The 26657-nt window shown below is 59.1% G+C and carries 18 protein-coding genes; 6 read left to right on the top strand and 12 right to left on the bottom strand.

All coding sequences use genetic code 11. The features are described from left to right. Positions 1 to 385 precede the first annotated feature (385 nt). Positions 386 to 1144 (top strand): glutamate 5-kinase, encoded by a 759-nt coding sequence (gene proB / locus CI070_RS12400; RefSeq protein WP_094136990.1) that lies wholly within the window; start codon positions 386 to 388, stop codon positions 1142 to 1144. A 4-nt stretch (positions 1145 to 1148) separates the two neighbouring features. Further along, positions 1149 to 2438: a glutamate-5-semialdehyde dehydrogenase gene (locus tag CI070_RS12405; RefSeq protein ID WP_094136898.1), complete on the top strand. Its 1290-nt coding sequence runs from the start codon at positions 1149 to 1151 to the stop codon at positions 2436 to 2438. 80 nt (positions 2439 to 2518) lie between these two features. On the opposite strand, the gene CI070_RS12410 is transcribed toward CI070_RS12405, so the two are convergent. The 9 genes from CI070_RS12410 to CI070_RS12450 all read right to left on the bottom strand — a co-directional run bounded on the left by CI070_RS12410 (position 2519) and on the right by CI070_RS12450 (position 15503). After that, on the bottom strand, positions 2519 to 8281 hold the full coding sequence (locus CI070_RS12410) for an autotransporter domain-containing protein (protein ID WP_179219382.1): 5763 nt from the start codon (positions 8279 to 8281) through the stop codon (positions 2519 to 2521). A 269-nt stretch (positions 8282 to 8550) separates the two neighbouring features. Continuing rightward, the gene (gene cysE, locus CI070_RS12415; protein ID WP_094136991.1) at positions 8551 to 9378 is read right to left on the bottom strand and encodes a serine O-acetyltransferase; all 828 of its coding nucleotides are present in this window, start codon (positions 9376 to 9378) and stop codon (positions 8551 to 8553) included. 111 nt (positions 9379 to 9489) lie between these two features. Beyond that, positions 9490 to 9954, bottom strand: a complete 465-nt coding sequence (locus tag CI070_RS12420) for a DoxX family protein (protein WP_218823933.1) — start codon at positions 9952 to 9954, stop codon at positions 9490 to 9492. Positions 9955 to 10081: 127 nt separating this feature from the next. Further along, a complete protein-coding gene (locus CI070_RS12425) occupies positions 10082 to 11260 on the bottom strand; it encodes a prenyltransferase/squalene oxidase repeat-containing protein (protein WP_094136900.1) in 1179 nt (392 codons plus the stop codon). Positions 11261 to 11266: 6 nt separating this feature from the next. Continuing rightward, entirely contained in the window at positions 11267 to 12052 is a 786-nt protein-coding gene (locus CI070_RS12430; protein ID WP_143245681.1) for a YdjY domain-containing protein, read from the bottom strand. Between the two features lie 114 nt (positions 12053 to 12166). Next, positions 12167 to 13138: a KpsF/GutQ family sugar-phosphate isomerase gene (locus tag CI070_RS12435; RefSeq protein WP_046436727.1), complete on the bottom strand. Its 972-nt coding sequence runs from the start codon at positions 13136 to 13138 to the stop codon at positions 12167 to 12169. A gap of 44 nt (positions 13139 to 13182) precedes the next feature. Then, a complete protein-coding gene (locus tag CI070_RS12440; RefSeq protein ID WP_094136902.1) occupies positions 13183 to 13953 on the bottom strand; it encodes a HesA/MoeB/ThiF family protein in 771 nt (256 codons plus the stop codon). A gap of 14 nt (positions 13954 to 13967) precedes the next feature. Next, the gene (locus CI070_RS12445) at positions 13968 to 14522 is read right to left on the bottom strand and encodes an HdeD family acid-resistance protein (protein WP_094136903.1); all 555 of its coding nucleotides are present in this window, start codon (positions 14520 to 14522) and stop codon (positions 13968 to 13970) included. 48 nt (positions 14523 to 14570) lie between these two features. After that, complete coding sequence (locus tag CI070_RS12450) at positions 14571 to 15503, bottom strand: hypothetical protein (RefSeq protein ID WP_179218473.1); 933 nt, start codon at positions 15501 to 15503, stop codon at positions 14571 to 14573. 65 nt (positions 15504 to 15568) lie between these two features. Here CI070_RS12450 and CI070_RS12455 point away from each other — a divergent pair, with 65 nt between their 5' ends. Further along, positions 15569 to 16444, top strand: coding sequence for an alpha/beta hydrolase (locus CI070_RS12455; protein WP_179218475.1), 876 nt, complete (start codon positions 15569 to 15571; stop codon positions 16442 to 16444). A gap of 58 nt (positions 16445 to 16502) precedes the next feature. Here the strand turns inward: CI070_RS12455 and CI070_RS12460 are convergent, their stop codons facing one another. From CI070_RS12460 to CI070_RS12470, 3 genes are all read right to left on the bottom strand, one after another. Continuing rightward, positions 16503 to 17423 carry a hypothetical protein gene (locus CI070_RS12460; RefSeq protein WP_094136906.1) on the bottom strand — a complete coding sequence of 307 codons (921 nt, stop codon included), beginning with the start codon at positions 17421 to 17423 and terminating at the stop codon, positions 16503 to 16505. Positions 17424 to 17463: 40 nt separating this feature from the next. Continuing rightward, entirely contained in the window at positions 17464 to 19491 is a 2028-nt protein-coding gene (locus CI070_RS12465) for a Sip1-related alpha-galactosidase (protein WP_094136907.1), read from the bottom strand. 245 nt (positions 19492 to 19736) lie between these two features. After that, complete coding sequence (locus tag CI070_RS12470; protein WP_094136908.1) at positions 19737 to 20855, bottom strand: acyltransferase family protein; 1119 nt, start codon at positions 20853 to 20855, stop codon at positions 19737 to 19739. A 113-nt stretch (positions 20856 to 20968) separates the two neighbouring features. Between CI070_RS12470 and CI070_RS12475 the strand changes: the two genes are divergently transcribed. The 3 genes from CI070_RS12475 to CI070_RS12485 all read left to right on the top strand — a co-directional run bounded on the left by CI070_RS12475 (position 20969) and on the right by CI070_RS12485 (position 26572). Continuing rightward, positions 20969 to 21598, top strand: coding sequence for a L,D-transpeptidase (locus CI070_RS12475; RefSeq protein ID WP_143245683.1), 630 nt, complete (start codon positions 20969 to 20971; stop codon positions 21596 to 21598). 59 nt (positions 21599 to 21657) lie between these two features. After that, entirely contained in the window at positions 21658 to 24120 is a 2463-nt protein-coding gene (locus CI070_RS12480; protein WP_094136910.1) for a penicillin-binding transpeptidase domain-containing protein, read from the top strand. A gap of 250 nt (positions 24121 to 24370) precedes the next feature. Further along, positions 24371 to 26572, top strand: a complete 2202-nt coding sequence (locus CI070_RS12485) for a hypothetical protein (protein WP_143245684.1) — start codon at positions 24371 to 24373, stop codon at positions 26570 to 26572. Positions 26573 to 26657 lie beyond the last annotated feature (85 nt).

Below are 26657 nucleotides of genomic sequence, written 5' to 3' on the forward strand. Positions count from 1 at the left end.
TCCCGCGCCAGTTCCGGACCGGGGAAAAGCCTTGAAGATGGAAGCGCCGCGCATGCTGCCCCGGTTTTACGGCGCGCTCGCCGGCATGTATGGCGATTTAGGGAATAAAGCCGGAGGAAAACATGTTGGACGGCCAGCTTCATTCCTGTTCCGCGGTTTCGTCTGGCTCCGGTTTTCTTGGTTGCCCGGGTATTGTCCGGGACGGAGCATTTCACCCGCGCCGGCGGCCTGTCAAGCGGAGGGGATGATCCTTTTTTATCCCTGTAAAGAGGGGAGAAGTCCTTCCGTTTTTTGCGTCCGGCGCTTTCGCGGGTTAGAGCGGAAAAGACGCGTTTTCCGCTTTTTTTGGGAAAAGGAATTGTTGTATTATAAGCGGCGGAAATACATGAAAATCGTAATTAAAGTAGGTACGGGCGTGTTGACCCGTGAGAATGGGACATTGGACGGTTCTTCCATCGTGCATTTGGTAAGCGCCCTGGCGGGGCTGATGCAGCAGGGGCATCAGGTGGTTCTGGTCAGCTCCGGCGCTGTAGGGGCCGGCGTGTCCGTCCTGGGTCTTCCGTCCTATCCTCAGGAGCTGTCCTTGAAACAGGCGTGCGCCGCCGTAGGGCAGACGCGGCTGATGCAGGCATATGAGAATCTTTTCAACCACTTTAACGTAGATGTGGCCCAGCTTCTGCTGACGGCGGAGGATTTGAAACGCCGCCGTGGCAATGTGCAGGCTACGGTGCTGCGCCTGTTTGAGCACGGCGGCATCATCCCGATTGTGAATGAGAACGACACCGTATCCGTGGAAGAGCTGAAATTTGGGGATAACGATATTCTTTCCGTGCACATCGCGCGTCTGGTGGAGGCTGACGCGCTGTTCATTCTGACGAGCGTGGACGGCCTGTATCCCCCCGGAGGAAAGCGGAAGGCCATCATTCCCCGGGTGGAGGACGTGGATGCCGTGCTGGCGTTCGCGGAAGAGGACCGGGGGCGCTTTTCCATGGGCGGCATGAGCGCCAAGCTCCAGGCTGTCCGGGAGGCCGTGAATGCGGGGACGGGCGTTTACATGCTGCATGGCCGCCATCCGGAACGCATTGCGCTGCTGCTGGAGGGGAAGGAGGAAGGAGCCGGAACATATTTTGTGCCGAAGGGATAAAACTATGAAGATGGAGAATTCTCTTGAACCGGCGGGACGGGCCGCGCTGGCGGCCTCACGGGAATTGCTTGCCCTGGAGCCGGAAGAGAAGGCGCTGGCCCTGCGCCTGATGGCCGCAGGCGTTCGGAACGCCGCGGAAAAGATTGTACGGGAGAACGGCCTTGATATGGAAGAGGCCCGGAAAGGCGGCCACAATGCCGCGTTTCTGGACAGGCTGCTCCTGACTCCGGAGCGTGTGGAACACATGGCCCGCGGCATGGAACAGGTGGCGGCCCTCCCTGATCCCGTGGGCGAATGCATCCGGGAATGGACGCGCCCCAACGGGTTGCATATCCGCCAGGTGCGCGTTCCCCTGGGGGTCATCGGTTTTATTTACGAGAGCCGCGGCACCGTCACCTGCGATGCCGCCGCCCTGTGCCTGAAGTCCGGGAATGCCGTTATTCTGCGCGGCGGAAGCGAGTCTCTGCGGACCAACCGGGCGCTGGCGGAGGTCCTGCGCGCCGCGCTGAAGGAGTCCGCCGTTCCCGCGGACGCCGTGCAGCTTCTGGATTCCGGTAGCCGTGATGAGGTGCGGCAGTTGTGCGGGCTGGATTCTTTCCTGAACGTGATTATTCCCAGGGGTGGAAAGGGGCTGATCCGCGCCGTGACGGAGTACGCCAGGGTTCCCGTGCTGAAGCATCTGGACGGCGTTTGCCATGTGTATGTGGATGCGGCGGCGGATTTAGAGATGGCCGTGAACGTGTTGGATGACGCTAAAACGCAGAGGCCCGGCGTATGCAATGCGGCGGAAACCCTGCTGGTGGACGCTGCCGCGGCAGAGCGGTTCCTGCCGATGGCGGCGGAACGCATGCGCCTGCGCGGCGTGGAATGCCGCGTGTGTGAGCGAAGCCGCCCGTTTTTTGATCCGGAAGCCATTCCGGCAGAGGAAGAGGATTGGTCCACGGAATATGAAGACCTGATTCTTTCCGTGAAAGTGGTGGACGGCGTCCGTGATGCCGTGGAGCACATTAACCATTACGGCTCCCACCACAGTGATTCCATCATTACGGAGGATGAACGGGCGCGCGATTATTTTATGAACCGGGTGGACAGCGCGTGCGTTTACCATAATTGTTCCACGCGGTTCAGCGACGGGGAGGAATTCGGCTTCGGGGCGGAAATAGGCATCGGTACGGACAAATTTCATGCCCGGGGGCCAATGGCTTTGCGGGAACTTACTTCCTACAAGTATGTTATTGAAGGAGACGGGCAGATGAAGGACCCGTCCCGAGTTCCGCGGAAAGGCCGTGCCTGAGCAGGAGGCCCGCCGTAAACAAGAAAGCACCGCGGCATGGCCGCGATGCTTCCGTTGATATATACTCCTGAAGAAGTCGGTCAGAAGGTCAGCCTGTAGCCGATGCTTCCGTTGAAGCTGTTGGCGCGGCTGCGAAAGTCCGCATTGACGTCTGCAAAGATGGAACCGGTATAACCCACCGGAATGGTGATTCCGGCTCCGACCTGCACGCCGGTGGCTCCTTCCCTGGCTCCGTTTACGCGGAACCCTGCGCCGGGTATGCCGGCGGGCGCCAGGACGGCTGCGGTGTCCCGGTCGCCCAGAAGCTGGACAACCTGCACCCGCAGTTCACCCAGGGAGGCGCGGCCCGTCAGGTTGGCGGACAGTTCTCCGCGGAGCCTTGCGCCCATTCCCACGGTTCCGAAGGTGGAGTCCATGTCATCCACGTTCATGCCCAGGCCGCCGGATTCCGTAAAGCCGTCCATCCGGCTCCTGTACACGGAGGCATTCACCAGAGGCTGGAGCGCGGAAGTGTTGTTCTCATTCAGGTACAGGTCATACGTGCCTTCATAGAAGGCGCCGTAGCTGCTGCCGCTGGTGCTGCCGTGCATGGTGTACATGCCGGCTCCGGGGATTCCCGCGGTGCGGTCCAGGGAAGCGTCGTTCCATCCGCAGGTGAGGATGATGTTGTGCGCCCAGCGGCCCGACTGGATGCGGAAGAACAGATTGCCGTAGTAGGAGTCCAGGTCTCCGTTCGCCATGTAGGCGTCCAGGTCGCCATAGCTGGCGGAGAAGGCCGCCCCCCATACGAAGCTGTCGCTGCACGTTACGTCAAAGCCGAAGGTGCCGCCCCAGGTGCTGAGCTTGTAGCCTGATTCGTCCGTCCGGTCATCCAGCCTGCGGTAGCCGCCTTCCCCTTCAATCCAGGCGTTGAAGCCGGGCAGGTCATCGTGAATGTACTGCGGGGAGACTCCCATTTGGGAGAGGCGGTTGCGCAGGTGAAGCACCTGGTCCCGGAGGGCTCCCTTCTGGGCGGAATGCAGGGCGGTAATGCCGCTGCCCGCATAGGAGGAAAGGGCTGACCAGATAGCTTCCGCATTCCCCATGGCCTGGGCGTTGCCCATGGCGTTAAGGAATTCCATCATGTCCGGAGTGATGTTTTCCGGTGAGGAGGTGACGGCCCACAGACTGTCCGCCGCGCCCTGCTGGTTGTCCGTGGAGGCGAAGTCTTTCAGCGGGCTGTCTCCCTGCTTGGTGAAGTGGATCTGGAACAGCTTGCCGTCGTCGGAGAGTTTCTTGCTGATGTCATAGACAAGGTTGGCGAAGCCGGCATAGGTCAGGTTCACCATGTCCTCCGTCCAGGTTTCCCCGTCCGCCGTGACCAGTCCGTTTTCCGCATAGAAGGCGTTAACGGTGAATTCCGGCAGGATGGCCCAGTCTCCGGCGGCGCCCAGGCCGTAAATGTTGACGTTAATGGACGGATCCGTTCCGTTGATGCGGATGGAGCCGTGTTCCGCCTTCAAGGCGGCCCAGGCGTTGTCCGCGCTATTGGTCAGCGTTTCCGTATTGACGGTGAGGTCCAGGGAAGCGCCGGAGGCCAGAGCGGCCGCCACGCCGCCGTTGTTGCCGGTCAACACGAGCTGAACGGCCCTCTGGTTGGGATTGCCGCCCAGGTACAGTTTGCCGTTGGAGGCGATGGAAAGCGTGTTGGCCGTGGTATTATTCATCAGGGAGAGGTCTGCCGTGGCGTCCAGGTCGGAGGCGTCCCGGGTGTTGCTGCCGATGAAAATATCCCTGTAGGTCATGAGGCCGTTTGCTGCCAGATCCTTGTCTCCCAGAACGAGATGACCGCCGGTCCGGGTATGGCTGACGTCCACGCCTGCGTTGCCGGAGGAAAGGATGATCTGCGTGCCTTCGCCCCGATGGGTAATGGCTCCCGTGCCGGTGATATCGCCTTTGAAGGAGTAGGTTTTTCCGTCGTTGGAGGCCAGTTTCAGACGTCCGTCAGCCCCCAGGTGGAGCGCGCCGTTCTCCTGCTCTTGGTGGAGCCCTTCCAGCGCGATCGCGGAGCCGTCCTGCAGACGCAGGCTGCCGCCCCCCAGATGGAGCAGTACGTCTTCGCCCAGATTGTTGTCCGTACCCAGAATCAGGTTGCAGTTGTCCAGTTTCAGGGTGCCGGAGCCGGTGACGCTTGCGTGGAGCGTCAGGTCTGAAAGAGTGTCCCTGGCGATGGAGAGCAGGGCGCCCCCGTTCAGGGTGATGGAGCCGGAGCCCGCCAGATCCCCGGCGGCCAGGGAGGCAGCGTTCAGCGTCAGCGCGGCATCCTGTTCCACGTTCAGGGCGCCGGAGATGATGGAACTTTCCTTCGTGTTCTGGAGCGCGAGTTCTCCCTGTTGCACGTCCAGAGCGGAGGCGGTTACCCTGCCGTCAACGGTCAGCCTCTGTTCCCCGTCCTTGACGAGCTGCGCCGCTCCTTCAATGGAACCCGCATAAGCGGTGTTGCCCGGTTTGTCCGGATCTGCGGAGGTTTCATTCAGAAGAGTGATGATCACGTCGCTGTCCGTCCCCGTATTCACGACGGCATCGGCTTCCGTGCCGGCCAGGTAGCGGATGATGGTGGTTTTGTTTTCCGGCGCGGTGGCCGCGGACAGGTCAATGTTCAGCGTTCCGTTGTTGGTGACGCTGGGAGTTGCCGCCAGAGTGTTGGCGGAGGTGACGTTTTTGGAAGCTCCCTTATCAATGACCATGGCGTCCAGCAACTGGCCGAAGGAGATGATTACCTGGCCGCCTTCCGTCCGGGTAATGTCCCACGCCATGCCGTTGTATTCGCTCAGCGTAATGTGGTTGGTATCCGCGTGCAGGGCGGCGTTGGTGACGTGGAAAGAGTAGTCCCCCGGAGCGGCGAGGAGCGCCACGGCATCCGCCGTCAGCGTCAGGGTCAGGTTGCCCAGCGTCAAGCTGGCATTGTCCGCGTCATTGAACTGGATGATTCCCGTGCCGTCCGCGTCCATGTTGGCGGCGGAAAGCCTCAATTGCGTGTCGGAACCGGACAGGTCCGCATGGCCCGTCAGACCGGAAATGATTCCTGTACCGCTGCCCATGTTAATGGAGTTCAGCTTGCTGCCGTCCAGTCCGCCCAGGTTAACGTTCCCGGTGATGCCGGAGACGGAAACGCTTCCGGCTCCCAGTCCCGCCGTATTGGCGAGCGTCCCCGCGGAGAGGGATATTTTCCCGGAGACGGCCTGCCCGGCCAGGTCCAGCGTTCCTCCTTCCACCTGATAGGTCCCGGTTCCGGTGTCTGCGGATTTGAGGGTCAGGTTGTGCGAGGTGCGGATTGTGCCGTTATTAGTGATGTCCAGCGTGGCGTCCTGGTCCCGGTTGAACCGGAGGGAGGAACCTGCGTCCACGGACAGGGAGGTGACGGTATTCCCCAGGGATTTGTCCAGCGAGAGATCCGAATTCCCGGTAATTTGTACTTTGTCAAAATTCTGGAGCGTTCCCAGGAAGTTGGCGGCGTAGTTGTCAAAGATGAGCTTCTTCTCCCCATTCACCGTCCCGGCTCCCTTACCGTCGATGATGCCGGCATATTTGTCGAACTGATGTTCGGTTCCGGCTCCGGTAGTGGCGGCGATATCTTTCAGGGTGATCGTGGTGCCTCCGTTGATGGTGCCGCTGGTTTTATTGCCTGCGCACAGAAGTGTCCATGTCCAGTTATCCCCGTCAGCCTTGCCCAGAATGGCGTCCGTGCCCGTGACGGTCAGGCTGGTTCCCCGGGAAATGGTGCCGTCCGTCTTGTTCCCGGCGTAGATTTCATTCATGAACGTTCCGCCATTGATGAAAAGGGAGGCGGAGCCGGAGATGGTTTTATTTCCCGTGTAAAAGCCGCCGAAAATGCGGTGGGAGAATACGCCGTCATTGAACACCATGGTGATGTCCCCGTTCACGGCGGAGGCATAGGAGCCCGCCACGGAGGTGCGGTCCGCTTCTCCGGTGGTGAAGGAAGTATCGTAAACCCCGGTGGATGAGGAGAATTCCAGGTAAATGTCCCCGTGAACGGTTCCGGCGTTCACAACGCCGAATACCGTGGATTTGCCGATGGCCCCCTCCGCCAGGCGCAGGTGGATGTCACCGTACAGGTCTCCCGTTGTATGGCCGCCTATCCAGCCGTTGGTGCTGCTGGTTCCCGCTCCCAGCGTCACCCACAGGTCCTGACGGTTACCCGCGCTGCCGTAAGCGCCGTTATTGGCGTAAATGAATTTGGTGCTTCCCGTGCCCGTAATGCTGGCAATGTTGGAATTGGTTGTGTTACGGACATTATACGTGGCATTGGTTCCGGCAGTGGCTACGGCGGTGGCGGCGGTTCCCGCAGTCCATTCAATCATGCCCGGTTTGAGAGTGGAGGGAGACGCGCCATTTGCCAGATAAAGAGATTCAGGGCCAGTAATGCCGGTGGTAGAGGGGGCGTAGGAAAGGGAACCGTCCAAAGCCAGATTGGACAGGATGGCGTCCAGCGTGCCGGAATAGCTGAACGTGAGGCCGGAAGAACTTCCCCCCGCTGCCGTCTGCGCTTCCCCGATGAGAACATCCCCCAGCCAGATGTAATAGCCCGCGTCCAGGCCGTTGGCGCGGTCTCCCGCCACGTAGGCTACGCGGATGGAGTCCGCATTGGCGGACATGTCTTTGGAATAAAGAATGGTGCTGCCCCATTGGATATACGCTTCATTAATGTTCAGCGTTCCGTTTCCCAGGTTCAGGGAGAAATTGTTTGTGGTGTCCCAGCCGCCCGTGGCCCCGTTGCCCAGGCGCAGAGTGAAATCTACCGTGTAGCCTTTGTCCTGTCCCTGGGCGGCTCCCCAGTTATAGGTCAGGGAGCTGCTGCCGGATTTGTTGAAGTTGACCGTATTATTGGAGATGGTAACGTTATTAGCGGTGAAGCCGTTGGCCTCCAGCGTCTGCTGGGTGATGGAAGGGCTTTGTCCGAAGTTGACCTCCAGCTCATGGGCGGCTTTCCTTTCCTGCCCGGCTGACCGCCCGGCATAGCCCATGCCTTTGGCCAGGTTGCCTGCCATCAGGAGGTCGCCTTGGGCATTCGGGTGCAGCCCGTCCGCCGTGGGATTGTTGAACATGGAGCGAACCCCGTAGAATGGTGTAGAGGAAGCTACATCGATGATGCCAGCGTTGATGTCGATGACCTTGACGCCATTGGCGGCGTTATTCGCCCCCCATTTTTTCAGGGATTCGTTGTAGGAGGCTACGGCCTGGTGCGTTTCAGCCAGGTTCCCGTTGGAATGTTGCGTCCAGCAGGGAATGGTCATCACTAAAATGCTTGCTTGGCTGTTGGCGGTACGGATGGAAGAGACGATGGAATCCATGTCGCCCAGCAAAAGGGAGGAAACTCCATCCAGACGATAGAGCAGCAAATTATTATCGCCGTCGGAAAGGAGATCGTTGGTCCCGGAGAGCAGGAAAAACGTGTCCGGTTTATCGGCCCCGGTAAAAGTCTGGCCTGCATAGGTTCCTCCCTTGGTCTTTTCCGTGCTCAGGCCCAGCCAGTTTTTGATGTTGGACCCGTCAAATCGTCCGTAATTGCTGCCGTTCGCTCTTCCGGCGATTTCATAAGTTCTTGCGGAAGCCGCAGAGGAATGGACATTCTGGAAAATCTTACCGCCGTAAGAGGCGCCGGCGGCCACGCCCCCGCTGAAATTGTCGGTCATGATGCCTTTTTCAGTATAGCTGATGCCGTTGTCCGTGAAAATTTTGTGCATGGCCCAGCGCCAGGAGCCGCTGTTGACGCCATGGGTGATGGAGTCCCCTATGTACATGACATTGCCGAGGTTTCCGTCTGAAACGGAGGCGGAAGCCACGGTTGTAAACAGGACGCTGCATGCAAGCAAAGCAGACCTTAGAGAGAGGGGTAATCTTAAACGCATATCCCGTGCAGTATGCGAATTAGAAATCCGGTCTCAACTCAAAATATTCAAAATAAGCGCATTGAGAATTTCAATGCATTGAGGTTGAAACTATTATATTATGTCTGGTCTTTTCAGAATTTACCTTTCCCGCTGATGTTCGCGAAGTTGCGGATTTAATTTATTTTCTGCTGTAAGTGACGGATTTCTAATCCATTATCTATTCAGTTGCAAAGGCACTGATTCATGTCCAGCGCGGGATTGTCCGGAATGGAGTCGTTGACGATAACGGCGGGTACGCCCGCTACCGTGGTATGGGGAGGGACATTTTCCAGAACAACGGAGCTGGCTGCGATTTTGGCGCAGGCGCCGATGGTGACGCGCCCCAGTATTTTAGCCCCCGCGCCGATAAGAACTCCGGATTCCACAATGGGATGGCGGTCTCCTTCCTCCTTGCCTGTGCCGCCCAGCGTGACTTCATGCAGGATGGAGACGTTATCCCGGATGATGGCGGTTTCCCCCACTACGAAACTGGTGGCGTGGTCCAGCAGGATGCCGCAGCCGATGGTAGCCGCCGGATGGATGTCCACCGCAAATACTTCACTGGCCAGGCTCTGGAACTGAAGGGCCATGATCGTCCGGTCATGTTGCCACAGCCAATGGGAAATGCGGTACGTGGTGATGGCGTGGAACCCCTTGTAAAAAAGCAGGGGTTCCAGCGGTGTACGGCAGGCGGGATCCCGGTCCACGATGGCGATCAGGTCCTGGGCGATTTGGCTGAGGATGTTCTGGTCTTCCGCCAGCGCTTCCCGGATAAGGGGCTCAATCAGCTCCCGCGGCATGTCCCGGCGGGAGAGCTTGCGGGCCAGCCGCGCCGAGATGGAAGTGGCCAGGGAATTGCGGGAAAGGCAGACGTCGTCCAGAATGCCGCGCATGGCGGGTTCTTCCTCAGCCGCCGCGCGGGCGCATTCCTCCACCCATTTCCATACTCCGTTGATGACGCATTCGCAGTTGGTGCACTGCCGGAGTTTCAAGCGTTTATGGCTGGTCATGGCGGGAAGGGTTAACAGGGCAAAAGAAAGCCTCCCCATAAATACCGGAATACAGAGGATTTGAGAACCGGAAATTATGTCCTATGCCCAGCCGGGGATGCACTGCCCCCGTCAGCCGAAGATAACGTGCACGATGTCCATGCACCAGGCATCTACGGACCACGGGCCGGGACCGGTCAGCAGCAGCGCCAGGGCGGAGCCGGCATAGAGCAGGTGGAATTCCACCCCTTCCCCGGTTTTTTTACCGGACCAGTTGGCAAAGTAACCGTTTTTAACGTGCTTGGTCATGGCGACGGCCATCATGATGATGACCGCAAGCGCCGCTATCCTGGTGAAGACTCCCAGCACCAGGCAGATAGGGGCGAAGAATTCCGTCAGCATGGCCACCTTGGCCAGGAAGGGGGGGATGCCCATTTTTTCCGTGAAAGCCTGGTACGTGCCGTCCCAGCCCGCTCCCCCGAACCAGCCCAGCACTTTCTGGGCTCCGTGCGGCCACAGGATCAGGGCCAGCGTCAGCCGAAGGACCAGCAACCCCCACGCCGCCGCAATCATGGTAATGGAATCAATGGTGTCCATGGATTTGAAATGGTTGAGGAAAAGACCCTTTTATTCCATGGGACGTTCATTTCCGGGCATGGGAAAGGCCGGAAAAGGAGGTCATTTCCTCCCTCTCCGGCCCTTGAAGTCGGGATGAAGCGGTCCGTTACCGGGGAATGGAATGGTAAAGCTGTTCCAGAGCCAGCACGCAGTAGGAAGTCACCAGAATGGGATCCGCCTCCCACCAGCGGTTGTTAGTGTTTACCCAGGAGCCGTCGCTTTTCTGGATGGAGATGAGCTTGTTGGCCAGTTCATCCCGCCAGTCCACCTTGCGGCCGTCTTCCAGCGTCAGGGTGTCTATTCCCATGGCGCTGAGCGTTTTGGACATGGCCTGGTAGTAGTAGTACAGGCCCTGGACGCCCATGCCGGGGTTTTCATCCAGATTGTAGCTGTTTTCCAGCCATTTGAGGGCCAGTTTGACGCGGGGATCGTTCCTGTCCACATTGGCGTAAATGAGGGACTGCATGCCCGCGTACGTCATGCTGCCGTAGGCCTTGGGCGGTTCCGTCTTGTCAAACGCGGCGCTTTTGCTGTCCCTGGCGCTGGAGACGCCCGGGCGGTACACGAAGCCTCCGAGCTGGGATTTGTCGCTGGAGACCCAGGGTTCCTTGTTGACGGCCGGGTTTTGCTGGCAGCGGTTGATGAATTCCGTGGCGGCGTTCCAGTCCAGATCCGGCTGTTCCCCGTATTTGCCGTCTTTGGCGAGCTTCTGGGAGTAGTAAATGGCTTCCAGGGCCAGGGAGGTGTTGGAAAGGTCTGCAATGGGAGGAGCTTTTTTATCCCCGTAGCCGATGCCGCCGTTGTAGGGGTTGTCCGGAGCAAAATGGTTTTGCTGCTTGATGAGGTAGGCGCGGCCCTTGAGGATGGCGGGGGCGTATTCCTCCTTGTTGGCGGCCAGCAGCGCCATCATGCATACCGCAGTGTTGTAGGAGGACATGCCGCGGTTGAAGATGGAGCCGTCCTCTTTCTGGGATTTCAGGATGAAGTCATATCCCTTCCGGATGTATTCCGGAAGGGGCTTGCCCTGGTTGGCGGGGTCGCGCATGTAGGCGGTGACCGCCAGGGCCGTCAGAGCAGGGTAGGACGGCTGGGCCCAGTAGCCTTCCGGGTTCTGCCTGGTTTTCAGGTATTCGTTCCCTTTTTCAATGGCGCGCAGGATTTCCTGGCTGATGGAGGCGTATTTGGCGGAGGCCGCTTCTCCGGGCACGGCCGTCAGGGTGGTCTGTCCGAAGGAGGCTGTGCCCAGCGCGGCGGCCAGCGTTAGTGAAAGTACGGATTTGAACATAAAGTGTTATTGTCTGGGTTGAACCGGTTTCTGGGAAATGGTGATGGTAACGTTCGTGCCCAGAGGCAGGTTTTTTTTCGGGTTGACGATCCAGCCCGTGTCGTTGACGCCGTCATGGAAGTCTCCGATGTAGTTGATGGGGGAGGTACGGCTCGCGAAAATGGAGATTACTTCCCCGCTCAGGCTGGCCTGGTAGGCGCCTTCGTAAAAGAAGGAGTTGGTGTAAAGCCAGTCGCTGGGATTCAGGCCCTTCCGCGTTTGTGAGTTTACGACGATGTCGGAAAAATCGCTTTTCTGTTCCCTGCCGTTTTCCGTATAGGTCATGACAATCTGCACGTAGGCGTCTGCGTAGTCCTCCGGCTTGGGTTCCGTGAAGGGCAGCCATTCAAAATTTTCATCCCTCACCGGGAAAAATTTTTCAAAACGGCGGAATTTGAGCAGCGTCATTCCTAGGCTGATATGCAGGGGATCCGCTTCCGTCACCAGCAGGGATTCATGCAGCTTGCCGTTGGGCATGCAGCAGACGTATTCCAGAATTCCTTCCTTCATGTTGACCTGGGCCTGAAAACTGACGGTGCGCTCCTTGTGGTTGACAATCACATGGCCTATTTTGATGCGGTGCTCATCCAGGGGTTCGAATTTGGGAACCGTTTTGCCGTCCGGAAGAGGGACTTCCCGCGGGGCTTCCTCCGCAGCGGGAGCATTGGGATTTTCCTCCGGGCCGGAGATGTCCTGTGCGCAGGAAAAGCCCCAGGTGCAGGCAAGCAGGGCGATGGTAAATTTCAGGAACATGTTTATGGAATTAAGATTGTGGAAACGGAAGCTTCCGTTCAATGAAAAAGGCATCCGTGACTGATTTGTTACTTTTGAATCACGGATGCCTGAAAGGAATGGGAAAGGGAGGGCTTAAACCAGTTTCAGCCTGGCAAGGTCCTGGAGGTCAATGATGCCCACGGGAGTCATTTCCGCATTGAGCACTACCAGGTCGTCAATGCGGCGGTTGCTCACGGCCTTCGCCGCTTCAGCGGCCAGGTCTTCTTCCATGACGTAAATGGGATTGCGGGTCATGAATCCGCTGACGGGCTGTTCTCCAATGAGGGGATTGGCCCCGTATGCCCGGACAAAGTCTCCGTGGGTGAAGATGCCGGCCAGTTTGCGGTCCGCCGTCAGCAGGACGCAGGCGCCGGCGTGGGCCGTGGTCATCGCTTTCAGGCAGTCGTTCACGGAGGCGGTTTCCGGAAGCATGGCCATTTCTTCCCCGCGGCGCATGATGTCGCTCACCCGGGTGAGCAGGGCGCGTCCCAGCGAGCCGCCGGGGTGGCGTTTGGCGAAGTCCCGCGCGGTGAAGTGGCGCGCTTCCACCAGAGCCATGGCGAGGGCGTCTCCCATGACGAGCATGGCCGTGGTGCTGGAAGTGGGGGCCAGGTTCAGCGGGCAAGCTTCCCGGGAAACGCCCGTGTCCAGCACGATGTCCGAGTATTTGGCCAGGGAGGAGGCCGTGTTGCCCGTCATGGAAATGATGGGCAGTTCAAAACGTTTGATAAAGGGGAGCAGGGCCAGCAGCTCCGAGGTTTCTCCGGAGAAAGACATGGCAATGCAGACATCCCCGTCCTGGACGATGCCCAGATCCCCGTGCAGGGCGTTCAGGGAATCCAGCAAAACGGTGGGCGTTCCCGTGGAGTTCAGGGTAGCGACGATTTTGGCCCCGATGTTGCCGGATTTGCCTACGCCTACAATGACGATCTTGTTGCCGCGGTCCAGCGCCTGGGACATGAGGTCCACAGCCTTGTTGAAATTGTCGTCCAGCCGGGACAGGACGCCGCGCAGCTCTTCAATCTCCATTTCAAAAACGGATTTGGCGCGTGTTAAATGATTCATACCTGTTGGAAATGATGCCAGATGCCGCCGTCGCCGTCAATTTTTCATTGCGGCTCCGCACCCCCGCTTGTCCGGCATCTGCACGCGGGATTAGGCGCCAGGGGAATGGTGGAGAAGCGCATGCGCCGCGTGTCCGCGGAGAGCATGGCTCCTACCAGCGGAGAGGGAATGCCCGCAAGATATTTTAGGGCTTCCATGGCCTGGATGCAGCCGATGATGCCCGCATGCGCGCCCAGAATGCCTGCGGCGGAGGCGGTGTCTTTTTCCTGCATGGGCGTGTCTGCCGGGAAGAGGCAGCGGTAACAGGCGGTTCCCTGATGGGGGGCGAAGACGGCCACCTGCCCGATGAAGCCTTTCACGGCGCCGTACACCAGCGGAATGCGCAGGGTGCAGGCGGCGTCCGCCATGGCGAAGCGCGCCGCGTAATTGTCTGAAGCGTCCAGAACCAGGTCGCACCCTTCCAGCAGGGAAACGGCGTTATCCGGCGTAAGGCGCCTGTGGACCGTGTTGATGCGTACGGAGGGATTCAGGGCGTACAGGCGTCTGGCGGCGCTGGCTGTTTTAGCTGTGCCCGCCGCATCCGTGGCATGCAGGATTTGCCGCTGGAGATTGGAAAGGCACACCTCGTCCGGGTCAATCAGGGTCAGGCGCCCCACGCCTGCGGCGGCAAGATAAAGGGCCGCCGGGGAGCCAAGCCCCCCGAGGCCCGTCAGGGCGACGTGCGCCCGTTTGAGTTTGTATTGGCCCTGTTCTCCCAGTTCCGGAAGGGAAAGATGCCTGGCGTACCGTTCGGTTTCTTCCTGGGTGAGGGTCATTGTCGTCGTCTGGATTAACGGCGGGCGGAATTGCCGCTGAAAGCATACAGGAGCAGCGTCCACCCGGAGAAAATCAGTTCCACCGCAATCAGGGTGCCGATGAACCAGGCCGTGGATTCAGGCCAGCCGAAGATGACCATGAGGCCCAGGATCAGCGTGATGATCACGTTGAACAGCCGCCACCCGCTGGCGGGCAGGGAACGGGTTTGAAGCCAGATGGCTCCCTGAAAGACCGCGGCAATAACCAGGCCCCATCCGATGATGAGCGTGGTGATAGCCAGGGAAATATTGGGGTCCCGGAACAGGAACCAGCCGGCGATGCCGTACAGGATGGCCGTCACCAGGTTCCACCCCCGTGAGGAGGGAACGGTGAAGACCTGGATCAGCCGGACGACGGCCAGAACCATCAGCATGATGCCGATTACCCAAATAAAGCTGGCTCCGACGATCCAGGGAGAGGCCAGGGCGATGAAGCCAAGAAATAGCTCGATGACGCCAAGGATACCCATCCACCATGAGTTGCCGGATACCGCAGAGCTGCTGCCTTGAACTTGAGGTTGAGTTGTCATATGGCGGTATGACCGCGCCCGCAACGGAAACGTTGAAGAATGACGGTTTTATTTGCCGGCGGCTGCCTGCGGGGAAGAAGTTTTCGGCTCCATGGTCTTCAGCAATTCCGGCGTGACGTTAATCAGCACGGGGCCGCTTTTGGGTTGCGCCTGGGGGGGGACGAAGTAGGAAAAAGCCCTGGCGGGCAGGTAGCCCGGGGTTTCCGGCATGATGTACACTTCCACGAGTACGGCGCCTTTTTTCCCGTTCGGGCTGTCGGAAAAGTTCAGCGTGAGAGAGTTGGTCCCGTCCCTCAGCCCGCCGGAGATGACTTCCGCCAGGCGGGTGTTGTCGAATTCATGCAGGGAAATATTGTTCACGTTCGCCTGGACGGTGCGACCGGGGCAGTCCACCAGAATTTTTGCGATGTATTTGGGCGGCGGGCAGACAGGCGGCACGGCGGGAATTTTCCCAAGGGGCTGGAATCCGTCCTGCTCCATCAGCACGGAGGCGTCTCCGCGTTTGAGGCGTTCTTTGACGGCGGGCAGGCGGGTGAGGTTGAAAAAGCGCGCCTGGTCATATTTCCATTTGCCGTTTTCATGGGTGAACAGCAGCACCAGGGCGTTCGAATCCGTTGGTTCCTGGTCCAGCCCCAGATCCACCTTGCCGTAATAAGTGGCTGCGGCCGTAGGGCCGTTGACGACGGAGCCTACGTACATCAGAGGAGCGAGCGCAGGGGGAGCCATGGGCTGCCGGAACAGGGAGGCGGGAAAGGGGCGTTTTTCCGAGACGGCCAGATTGCGCACTTTCACCTGGCGGTAGGCGGAGGTTGTGGCCCTCCAGCCGTCATAATTGCCGCGCAGCAAGTGCAGGCGCCATGTATTGTAGGCCACGTCCAGGTCGTCTCTCAGTTTGGCGTCTCCGGGCCGGGGGGCTGCGGAAGCGGGGGAAAGAAGGGCTGCGGCGCAACAGGCCAGGGAGAAAATGGAACGGAAAGTCATTACACGATTATTTAGACATCAAACTTGCGCGGAGTGCAACACAATTGCATCATGAAGCCGTTCTTATGGAATTGTTCACGGAAGCCGATCATTTGGCGGAAGCCCGGTACAGGAAACTGTTGCGGGAACAGCCCGGCTTTGTGTGGAGGCGGTTTTCAGACGGGGAGGAGCTGATGGCGTACGTCTTTTTCCCTCCCGGCCATCGTGCGGACGCGTCCGCTCCCTCCGTGCTTTTTTTTCACGGCGGCATGTGGGTGGGCAAGAGCCTGGGGGATTTTGTGCCGTGGGCGCTTCATCTTGCACAGCAGGGCATTGTGGGCATTATACCCATGTTCCGCACGCGCGGCGATTATGAAGTGGAGCCCATGGACATTCTGGAAGAAGGCAGGGAAGCATGGGCCTGGACGTATGAGAACGCCGCATTGCTGGGGCTGGACCCGGTCCGCATTACTGTGGCGGGGAGCGATGCCGGGGGGCTGATGGCCCTGCATGTGGCCCTTCCGGACTACCCCGCGCGCTGGTCCCTGTTCCGCAAAAAGGCGCCCCTCCCTCCCGGCCCCGCCGCCGTGGCCTTGTTCCGCGGCGTGTGCGACCTGACGGCGCAATCCGCTTTTAAACTGAGCGGCATGATGCCTCCGGACCAGAGGGATGCCGTCAACCCCCTGCGGCGCGTGCAGAAAGGATTGCCTCCCCTGTTTGCGAGTCATGGAGGAAGAGACAGGCTTCTGCCGTGGCGCAACAGCGAGAGGCTGGCGGAGTTGTGGAGAAAAAAGAAGAACTGTTCCCGATTTGAACTTCTGGATGTGGCGGACCACACATTTTACCATTTCAATGTGAACGCCGCCTATTTTGAACAGCTGCTCAACAGCTGGAGCGCGTTTATGGCGGAGCAGGGAATCTGGGAATATAACGAAGGAATGGATGCCGGGCTGCTGGGGTGATTTTGGCCTGATGTCCGGGAAGGCTCCCGAAAGGCGCTGCATGCGGAAAGGCTGTTTTCTATCTCCCTCCCAGCATGTTTTCCCGGATTTCCCGCATGTCCCGGCGGAAAGCATCCTGAGTCTGCGGAGTAGGCGGCTGGATATCCCATTCCTTCATTTTCCGTCTTACCTTGAGTAAGAGTTCCTGCTCGTTGGCTCCGTATTTTTTGCAGACGGCGGAGAGAGTCAGTTCCGGCCCCGTGAAGCGGCCTTTGAGAAAGAAAGGCAGATCGTGCTGCCAGGCACGCCGGAAGTCTTCCGGGCATCCCTCTGTTCTGATGGGGGCGAACAGTTCCCTGACCTGGCTTTCCCGGATGCCCGCAGTGCCCATGCAGATGGCGGTTTCCATGTAGGCCAGCGTGAATTCCAGCATGACCCGTTCAATGGACTGTCTGGCCTGGGACAGCTGGGCCGGGGTGAGGCCCATAATCTGGGCGCGCAGGGCGGCCAGGGCTTCCAGGATAGCCCCGGGGTCTCCGCATGTGCGCGGGTCCATGCGTGGGATTTGTTCCCCTTCGTCGTAAAGGGGGATGGGAGGATGCACCCGTGGGTTGATTTTGAACAGTTTGCCCTGGAGCCTTTCCCTGAGGTCTTTCAGGCTGACGCCGTACTTGCGCAGGACGGGAGCCGCGTAATTGCGACCCGGTTTGGCCGTTTGCTGGAGCCATGCTTCCCGGAAGTCCGCGGGGCATTGCTGAAGGCCCGCCGCCAGCATGGCATTCCGGAAATCCTCCGCTTTGGGCGTTTTATTGGCATAAGCGTGGGTCCATTCCATTTCCAGCATCCAGATGGCGGTAAGCCCCAGGAATTGTTCTATCGCCTGCCTGGAGGTCTCAGGCTTCGGCGCGGAAATGGCGGCCGGAACCGCGTCGGAGGCCATGGAATGCCGGCAGAGCGGGAGCAACAGGGAGAAAGCAAGGAGGGGATGCAGCGGGTTCATGGAAAATGAAGCAGGAAAAAATGAGAGGAAATGTGCGGAATTATTCCGTTGTTACAGTGACGTCCAGGGGGCGGTTGGAGACGGGGAATTGCAATTCATAAAACCCGTTCCCCAGGTTTTTCACGGGCGTGTTCCCCGCTTTGACCGGACCTTTCCCCCGCCAGATGACGACCGGCCCGGATTCCTTCACGCGGAAGCGGAGGCTGTTTTCCCTGTACCCGGGAGAGGAATCCAGAGCGCAGGGAGAGAGAAATTTGTCCCTCCTGCCGATGACGGCCCAGCCTTGGACGATAGGGGCCATGATGAACAGGCGGTCCTTGAATCCCGTCAGCTCCACGTCCAGGTCCGGCTGTGCCGGAGTCAGCGCGCGGCCTCCCTCTGCGGAATAGGCGGCGATGCCCTCCGGCGGGAGAGAGGCATACGCTTCCGCCGCGTTGCCGTTCAGCAGGGCCGCCGCGCTTTTATAGTCCTCCAGGGAAATTTTCCCCCGCACCGGTTCCGCCGGGGAAGGGTGTTTGAGGTTGTACACCGCCACGGCGGCGCTTTGACCGGGGAGAGGGGCGATTACCCGGTACAGGCGGTTCTCGTTCAGGGCATCCAGAAAAACGGAGTCCGGCAGGGGAACGGCGGGCGCCAGCGGGCGCAGCAGAAGGCCGTCCGACCAGACGAGAGGCATGATGTTTTCCGGGTTAAGTTTGTCTGCCGGGTCTGAAAGATAGACAGGACCGCCTGAGACGGCTTTGGATGCGGCCATGAGGCGGGCGCAGGCGGGGTCTGTGGAATGGAACATGTCATGGTCCGGCCACACGGTCTGTCCCAGCCAGAGCGTATTGGCGTAGGACTGGAGGAGGTGGGATTTGGCCATGGCTTCGTCTCCCAGCTTGTAGTCAATGCTGCACCGGGTGACCGCGCTGTAACGCGTGTTCTGAATGTTGACGGTGCCCTGCGCCATGCAGTTGAGCAGGCTGAGGCCGGTTTCCCGGCAGGCCTGTTCCAGGGCTTCCGAACACCTGGTATTGTGGCGGACTGGGTTGTCCAGGCCGTCCGTATGTTTCAGGTATTCCGCCTGCACATCAATTTTCACGAAATCGAACCCGGCATTTTTGACGGATTGGAGAAAAGGGGTATAAAACGCGCCGGCTCCTCCGGGGCCGTCACCGGGGAAGATTCTTCCTTTGGCGGTACGGACCAGCCCGCGGGCGGTATCGCCGTCCAGATGGTGCCTGGGGTGAATGCCGTTCCAGAGGCCGTAATAGCAGTGCCACAGGCCCATCCATTTCAATTTGGGGCTTTTGTGTTTCATCAGTGGCTGCCAGCCCCGGGGGAATCGGTCCTGCCGGGGTTGGAAACTGACCAGTTGAAGGTCTTCCTGGGTCTGGAATCCGTCGTCCACCAGCATCCACCGGACGGGAACGGGGGAGGCTTCCAGTTGTCTGGCCGTTTCTTCAAGCAGCTTGGAGGAAATATTCTTTTTGTACTGCTCCCAGCTGCACCAGCCGAGGTACTTGAACGGTTCCGGGTAAATTTTCTTTTCCCGTGGAAAGGTTCTGCCCTTGATGAAGGGAAGGGAAAGGGCCTTGTTCCATGCGGCGGAGCAGGCGCGGTAAATATCCCTGTCCGTGGCGGTGACGGCCAGAACGGTCTGCGGTTTGGCGGAGGAAGTTCCCAGCGAGCCGTCTTCCACAAGGAATGTGCCGTCCCTTTCAAGTTTCAGCCAGGAGAGGGAATCAGGGGCGGCGACGGGGAGCAAGGCCATGAAATTGCCGTCTTTGAGGTGGAACAGGGCGAACATGGCATGGTCCCCCGGTTTGGCGGTGCTGGGATTCGGTCTGCTGTCCAGCAGGTTGCCGGGGGATGTCCGTCCGAACCAGGGAAGAACCCGGTTTCCGTCTCCGGGCCAGCGGTCGCGATCCGCTGAAAACCAGCAGAAGGCCTGGTAGGGTGGGAGCGAAAGCCGATACGCCTTTTTGCCCGGTATGGGAGGAATGGCGGATGTCCGGGGTTGGGCGGCGCCGGTCCAGGCGCTCAGGGCCGCCAAAGCAAGAACCGGGAACATGATTGCTTTCATGGAATGATCACAGGGTTGGAAAATGGGGCGGGGGAACCCGGAGGAATTGTGGAAGGAACGTGCTTTGCCTCTTTCCGGAAAGGATGGCAGAGCTTTTCTCTGAAACGAGCAAAAAATAATGTTTCCGCTTTATTTCTTTTTTCAGGGCGTTGAAGGAAAGAAATAACGTCGGCTGGCCGTCTTACAGGGGAACTTCGTTTTTTCAGAGAACACCGGCAGCCATGGCCGGGAGTTCCGCCGCCCGGTTACTTGGCCGCTTTTGGGGCGAGGGAAGCGCGGCGCCTGTCAAGGAAGTACAAGACGAGCCATTGCAGCACCAGCAGGGATACAGCCAGGAAGACGGGTTGGAAAGGTGTGAAAAAATCTGCTATGCCGCTGAAGACGCGCCGGTTGAGTGCATGAATGTTGAGCAGGGAGTTGATGAGGTAGGCGGTCAGGGCGTTGATGCCGATAACGCGGAGGGGAAACGCCCACAGGGCCCATTTCCCTTTGTTCCACACATCGACGGCCAGATGAAACAGGGAAAGGAGCGTCAGGGAGATGCCGGCGGCGGCCAGGACGAAAGTGCCTGTCCACATGCTTTTAATGATGGGGTAGAGGCCGTCCAGCATCCTGGCGGCGCAGAAAAGGAGAAGGCCCGCTCCTGCCATTGCCGCGCAGAGGCGCGCGGGAGAGAGCCGGCTTTCCTTCAACAATTTCCCGGCCAGCCATCCTCCCAGACACAGGACGGAGGCGGAGACGACGCAAAGCGGTCCCTCCGGGTCGAAAACTCCCCCATGCAGACGCCCGGGTAGCCAGTGCCTGTCTACCCATGAGTTGACGGAGCCGTCCGGCGTGAAGTTGCCGCAGGTGAACTGGAGCAGGGTGATGAGGGCCAGGATGACCCCCGCCGCTGAGGCAATGGCCCCCGTCCGGCGGCACAGCAGGATGCAGGTTCCCGCAATGGCGCAGGAAAAACCGATCAGCCCCAGAACGGAGGCGTAACGCATGCTGTCCGTCCAGGTAAGCGTTCCGTTGACCAGGAGCCCCAGAAAAGCCAGGACGAGAGCCCGTTTCCAGAGATGGAGAAGCCCTGGGGCGGAGGAAGCGTTTCCGCTGGTGTATTTCCCCAGGGAAAAGGACATGGAAACGCCGGAAATGAAGACGAAGACGGGGAATACCAGATCATACAGGTGCAATCCTTCCCAGCGGGCATGCGTCATCTGGCGTGCGGCTTCCTGAAGAAAAGAGCTTTCCGGATTTCTGGAAGCCAGAAGCAGAACCAGGGCGTCCAGGCCCAGGATAATGAGCATGTCCAGTCCGCGCAGGGCGTCCAGGGAGTGCAGGCGGGGAGAACGGGCGGCGACGGAAGAGGAATCGGGCATACAAAAGCATCATACGGATAAAAAAGGAGTTTCTATCATGTTTCCGCCTAACATGGCGGGACGAAGGGGAATCGTGCTTGATTTCCACGGGGGAAGGAGGTAAAGCAGGCCGCATGCCGCACACCCTTCCCGCTTTTCTTTTTTTTCTGTGTGTCTCCCTGTTTTTGTCCGCTTGTTCCTCTACCCCCAGGACGCCTCTTGGAAAGCCGTTGATGAAAGACGGCAGGTATGCGTCTTCCTATGAAGCTTTTGTCGCGGACTCCCAGTACCGCTTCACGCGCGATATCTGGTATCATGACGAACGTATCCAGCAGGCGCGGACGCGGAACAGCAAAATCGTCATTCATCTGAAGGATCAGCGGGGCGTGTTGTGGGTTGATGGCAAGCCGGCCATGGACTTTCCCGTTTGCACGGGCAAATCCGCCCATGAAACACCGCGCGGCAAATTTTCCATCATTCAAAAAGATGCGGACTACCGTTCCCGGTCTTACGGCAGCGTGTTTGACGCAAGCGGCCTGTGCGTGAATTCGGACGCTACCTCTTCTTCCCGCGTGCCGTCCGGCGGTAAATTCATCGGCGCCAAAATGCCGCTGTGGATGCGCATTCATGGCGGGATAGGGCTGCATGTGGGCACCGTGTACCGGGACGCCAACTCCCATGGGTGCATCCGGGTTCCGGTAGAGGCGTGCCGCATCCTGTTTGACAAATGCGGCCTGGGAACAACCGTCATCGTTCAGGAATAAGCGTGAGCGCGAATAATCGTTGATTCCTTGCGGTATATTTGCCACACTCCTGCAAACTGATGAAAATAAAGGTTCTGATACGTTCCCTGGTATTGTTGGCCGGGTTGGCCGCGTGGACGGCGGATACGGCCTGGGGCCAGTCCGCCCCGCGCCGTTCATCTTCCGGAGGGGGCGTGCGCCAGGCCGCGGTGGAGCAGCGCGGAGAGGATGACGCTGTGGAAACGGTTGACCTGGGAGACAGGAAAAAGGATTCCGATACGGCCTCCGGAGAACGGGAAGGCGTGGCCGCCGCTCCGGAGATGCCCGGGGAAACGGAAAAGGAACAGAATGGCTTGGATTCCCTGTCCCTGATTCCTTCCCTCGGAGGGGGACGGTTGGACGCCGCGCGGGAAGCGCACACCAGCACGCGCCCTTCCGCCAGGACCATGGCTTTGCTGATTCCCGCGCCGCGCGGCCCCATTCTGGACCGCAACGGGGAACCGCTGGCCGTGACTTCCGTAGCCTACCAGTTGGCTTTGCGGTTTGAAATTTTTGAAAACCCCGACCGTTCCCGCGTGGTGGAATTCGGGCGCAACTGTTTGGAACAGGCCAAAAAAATTGCCGGAAAGGCGTGGTCTTTTTCCGACGAACAGCTCTGGAAACATTATGAGCACCGCCGCTGGCTGCCTCTTCCGCTCACGAACGTCATTCGTGCGGAAGAAGCGGAAAAGCTGAAGGACAAGGTGAAAAGCGTGCGCGGGCTTCAACTGTTGCCCATTTACATCCGTTCCTATCCGGAGAAGGAAATCGCCGGCCATATCATCGGCTATGTGGGATCCAAGGGAAAACTGCCAACCGGCCCCATCAACCACATGGACCCGCTGTGGGAACAGGTGGAAGGCCGTGCGGGGCTGGAAAAGGAATTCAACAAGAATCTGACCGGAACGCCCGGCGTATGGCGTTTGATGTTTGATGAAGACGGCAACAAAATTCTGGATGAACTGCAAATACGCCCCAAGCCCGGCGGAGCTGTCGTCACCACCCTCAACCTGAAATGGCAGAAGGATGCGGAACGCATCCTTTCCCGCGGCAAGAGGCGCGGCGCCATGGTGGTGCTGGACTGCGTGACGGGTGAAGTTCTGGTGATGGCGTCCACTCCGTCCTATGACCCGAACATGTTCATTCCAAACATATCCCAGAAGGATTACGACGCCCTGCGCAATGATCCTGCCGGTCCTCTGGGCGCCCGTGCTTTCCAGGGCCGTTATCCTCCCGCTTCCACATTTAAAGTCCTGACGGTAGCCAGTGCCTTGAGGAACAACAAAATCACGGAAAATACGCTCGTTTATTGCCCGGCTTCCGTGACGATCGGCAACCACGTTTTCAAAAACTGGAGCAAGACTCCCCTGGGGGATGTCAACTGCGTCCGCGCTTTGGCGATGTCCAACAACCCGTTCATGTATCAGATGGGCCTGAAGCTGGGTGCGGAAACCCTGATGGATACGGCCCGCGCCTTCGGCCTGGGAGAACGGACCGGCCTGCCCATTCCGGACGATCCCGGCCTGGTTCCAACCAGTGATTATATGATCCGCAATTACAAGCGCGATTTCATGTCCGGAGACGCCGCCAATTTGTCCATCGGCCAGGGAACGCTGCTGGTTACGCCCCTCCAGGTGGCGCACATGATGTCCGGCGTGGCAAACGGGTATCTGCCCAGGCTTCAGCTCATCAAGCAGATTCAGGACGGCAACGCCAATGTCGTTTACGCGCCCAAGCCCCAGGAAGTTCAGCGCCCGCTTCCTGCTTATGAGCGTGCTCTGTCCAGCGTGCGCAAGGGGATGAGGGAAGTGGTTGAAGCCGGTACGGGGGGGCGTGCGCGCCTGTCCTATTCCAGTATCGCCGGCAAATCAGGAACGGCCCAATGGGGGCCGGAACGGGAAGACAAGCGTCTGGCGTGGTTTGCCGGTTTCATGCCCTGCGACAATCCGCGCTTTGCCTATGTGGTGCTGTATGAAGGCCGCGCCCACGAACGGCTGGGCGGGGGAGCCGCCGCCGCTCCCATCGTCAAGGAGTTTTTCGAAACGGAGAAAAAAGACATCAAGGCTATTATTGACCCGCCCAAGGACGACATTCCGGTGGCGGAACCGGTGGAGGAAACCCCGGAAACGGCCGCGGCCGCTCTTCGGGAACGGAGCGGGGCCCCTGCCGTCGTGCCGGACAACCTGCCCCCCGGGTTGTATGATCCGGAAGGGATGGAGCCGATCAAGGCTGATGAAATCCCTGCCGATCTGGATGACTCTTCCGATGCGGAAATCAAGGCAACCCCGGTGGGCGGTTCCTCAGGGCATGCCGGGCCGTCGGCGCCCCCGTTGTCGGAGGAGCCTTCTGCGGCCCCCCTCACGCCGCGCCGGGGAGACTCCGATTACATTCCCGGGCTGCCCCAGCAGATTCCCCGCCATCTCAACCGTTCCACTCCCGTAAACGCTCCCGCGCCGCAGTCTCCCCTGCCGGAGGATGATATTCCCATGGCGGAACCCCTTTAATCCGTTTTTCAGGGAAATCCGGAGCGTTTTTGCGGTTTCCGGAAAATCCCGGGAAGATGCGGAAAGGGGCGGCGCGGAAAGGTTCTCCATGCGTCAACGCCCTGCGCGCCCTGAGTGGCGTTAATGCTTTGCATTGTGCTTGCGTCTCGCGGGAAAACGCCTGTATAATGAAGACGGTGCGCTGATGAGACTGTTGCCGCAAGGAGCGGCGTTCCTGTCGGATGACATCATGACCCCACGTTTAAAGATAATGAAAAAGCATTATTTCTACTCCATACCCTGTTTGGCGCTGACCTGCGCTCTTGCCGCCTGCTCTGACGATGATAAATCATCTTCCGCCAAGGCCGGCCAGGATACGGCCGGCCTGACTTCCGCCGCTTCGCCTGATCCTTTGACTTCCGTTGCTTCCGATCTGGTGGCAAAGCGTGCCGAACGCCTCGGAATAGCCGCCCTCTTTCCCAAGGATATGGGGGTGGTAGCGGGGGTTTACGATATCCCCGGCATCATGAAGAGCGTTCAGAATTTGAACATGGTTAAAACCTGGAGTTCCTGTTCATCCGGGGAGGTGGCCGATGAATCCATAGCCATTCCGGGAGAAGACGCTCCCGAACCCGTGCAGCGGAAATGTTCTTTCAGCAGTCCTGTCATTGACGCGATGATCGGCTTGGGCCCCGAATGGGCTCCGTGGCTGGATAGCGCGCAGTCCTCTTTTACCAGGATGGGCCTGAACCAGATGAAGGAAATTTTATCCGTTTACAGGCTTTTCCAGGGAGTAAAGGATGGAAGCGGGGATGACGATGGCGCGGAAGCGGAGGCCATGGGCGGCCAGGGGGTCGAGATGATTGCGCAGTGGGCTGAGCTGATGGATTTACGCCCTTCCCAGGCTGCGACGGCGCCCGTGATGATTGCCGCCAAACTGACGCCGGAAGCCCTGGCCCAGGCCAAAGCTTTCCTGAAGGACGCCAATCTTCAGGAGGATATGGAGCTGCATGGAATGGTTTCCCTGTACGAAAAGACCTACAATGGCTTGGCCTGCAAGGTGGCGGAAGTGGACTGCAAAAAGGTGCGCGCGAAGCTGGAAGAGCTTCTGGAGGAGGCAAAGGGGCAGATGGACATTTCCCAGGAAAATATGGACCGCCTCAAGGCGGCGCTCGTTCGTCTGGATGAATCCAGGCTGTATGTAGCCGTCTCTTTTGTGGAGGATACCCTGGTAGGCTTTATAACCACCAATCCTGAAAAACAGGTCCGCATAGCCTCTTCTCCCCAGGACTCCGTGCTGTCTCGACCTGATTTTTCCATGGCCGATGCCCGGTCCCAGTATCCGTCCTACGGTCTGATTTTCGCAGACAAAGCCTCCGTCAAAGGGGTTATTAACATGGATCTGGCCTATTACAAGGGCATGTTCACCGGGTTGAAGGACGTGATGCAGGCAATAGGCGCCGATTGGAAGATTGCCGATCCGGCTCCTTCCATGACGGCTCTGGATTCCATCAGGGGCAGCACGCTTGGCATGTATGAAGAGCTGGCCCGGAAGGCCACGTCCGTTTCCTACTATTCATGGCAGGATCAGGGGGTGCATGTGGAAGCATGCACATATCCGCTTGAATTTTACAAGCTGGACGCTCCCTCCGCCATGAGCGGCGTGCGTCCGGGTGCGTCCACAGTGCTGTATTCCTCCTGCACGGTCAATCCGCAGATGATGGATATGGGTTGTTCCCTGTGCGGTAATCTTGCCCAGATTGTATGGGACTACGGCAATGCCTATATTTCCAACCCGAAGCATGATGTGAGCGATCAGGTGCGCATGGCCGCCCCTATGATCCAGATGGCCAGGCCTACCATTGAAGAGCTCTGGAAGGCTTATAAAACTGCTCTTTCCGGCCTTACGGGTTCAGGCGTATTCATGATGGACATGCAGGGCGCTCCCAATCCCATGCTCAAGAATGTGCCGGCGCCGCGCTTCTCCGCTGCGTATGAAGTGAACAACCGCGCCGCTCTGGGCGAGGCCTGGCAGAAAGTGACTCATGCCGCCAAAACTGTCGTCACCCTGCTCAGCCAGGGTAAAATGGCGGAGCTTCCCGCTCCCCAGTCTTCCGTGGACGGGGATATCACTACCTACGATTACCAATGCCCTCTGGGCGCCGATCTGAACCCGGTAGTGAGCATTTCCGACACCCGCTGGGCAATCAGCATGCCGAAGGCTTTCGGCCTGGAAGTCCTCAGGGAATCCGTGAAATCTCCGGCGCAGGGAGCCCCTCTCGAATTTCAGCTTAACCTGGTTCCGGTCCGTGACGCCCTGAAGAGCGCGGCGGAGGGCAGCAAGAAGCTCCGGAAGACTGTGGAAACCCTGGATGTAATCACTTCCGATGTTACGGGAGTGCATGCCACGGGGCGCAAGGCCGCGGACGGCAGGGATGTGTACCACATCCATATTATTCCCGCCGCCAAGTAACGGCCTTCCTCCGTCCAGTTTTTCCTGCAGGCTTCCGGGAGTTTATCCCGGAAGCCTTTTTTGTTGATGGAGAAAAGGTTGTGTT

The sequence above is a fragment of the Akkermansia muciniphila genome, from assembly GCF_900184965.1.
GTDB lineage: Bacteria > Verrucomicrobiota > Verrucomicrobiia > Verrucomicrobiales > Akkermansiaceae > Akkermansia > Akkermansia muciniphila_A.

What these genes read in the sequence shown, in the direction of transcription:
- CI070_RS12405 (WP_094136898.1), top strand. Translation starts at nt 1,149, where the DNA reads ATGAAGATGGAGAATTCTCTTGAACCGGCGGGACGGGCCGCGCTGGCG.
- CI070_RS12465 (WP_094136907.1), bottom strand. Translation starts at nt 19,491, where the DNA reads ATGAAAGCAATCATGTTCCCGGTTCTTGCTTTGGCGGCCCTGAGCGCC.
- CI070_RS12450 (WP_179218473.1), bottom strand. Translation starts at nt 15,503, where the DNA reads ATGACTTTCCGTTCCATTTTCTCCCTGGCCTGTTGCGCCGCAGCCCTT.
- CI070_RS12420 (WP_218823933.1), bottom strand. Translation starts at nt 9,954, where the DNA reads ATGGACACCATTGATTCCATTACCATGATTGCGGCGGCGTGGGGGTTG.
- CI070_RS12455 (WP_179218475.1), top strand. Translation starts at nt 15,569, where the DNA reads ATGGAATTGTTCACGGAAGCCGATCATTTGGCGGAAGCCCGGTACAGG.
- CI070_RS12435 (WP_046436727.1), bottom strand. Translation starts at nt 13,138, where the DNA reads ATGAATCATTTAACACGCGCCAAATCCGTTTTTGAAATGGAGATTGAA.
- CI070_RS12460 (WP_094136906.1), bottom strand. Translation starts at nt 17,423, where the DNA reads ATGAACCCGCTGCATCCCCTCCTTGCTTTCTCCCTGTTGCTCCCGCTC.
- proB (WP_094136990.1), top strand. Translation starts at nt 386, where the DNA reads ATGAAAATCGTAATTAAAGTAGGTACGGGCGTGTTGACCCGTGAGAAT.
- CI070_RS12440 (WP_094136902.1), bottom strand. Translation starts at nt 13,953, where the DNA reads ATGACCCTCACCCAGGAAGAAACCGAACGGTACGCCAGGCATCTTTCC.
- CI070_RS12485 (WP_143245684.1), top strand. Translation starts at nt 24,371, where the DNA reads ATGAAAAAGCATTATTTCTACTCCATACCCTGTTTGGCGCTGACCTGC.
- CI070_RS12475 (WP_143245683.1), top strand. Translation starts at nt 20,969, where the DNA reads ATGCCGCACACCCTTCCCGCTTTTCTTTTTTTTCTGTGTGTCTCCCTG.
- cysE (WP_094136991.1), bottom strand. Translation starts at nt 9,378, where the DNA reads ATGACCAGCCATAAACGCTTGAAACTCCGGCAGTGCACCAACTGCGAA.
- CI070_RS12425 (WP_094136900.1), bottom strand. Translation starts at nt 11,260, where the DNA reads ATGTTCAAATCCGTACTTTCACTAACGCTGGCCGCCGCGCTGGGCACA.
- CI070_RS12445 (WP_094136903.1), bottom strand. Translation starts at nt 14,522, where the DNA reads ATGACAACTCAACCTCAAGTTCAAGGCAGCAGCTCTGCGGTATCCGGC.
- CI070_RS12480 (WP_094136910.1), top strand. Translation starts at nt 21,658, where the DNA reads ATGAAAATAAAGGTTCTGATACGTTCCCTGGTATTGTTGGCCGGGTTG.
- CI070_RS12430 (WP_143245681.1), bottom strand. Translation starts at nt 12,052, where the DNA reads ATGTTCCTGAAATTTACCATCGCCCTGCTTGCCTGCACCTGGGGCTTT.
- CI070_RS12470 (WP_094136908.1), bottom strand. Translation starts at nt 20,855, where the DNA reads ATGCCCGATTCCTCTTCCGTCGCCGCCCGTTCTCCCCGCCTGCACTCC.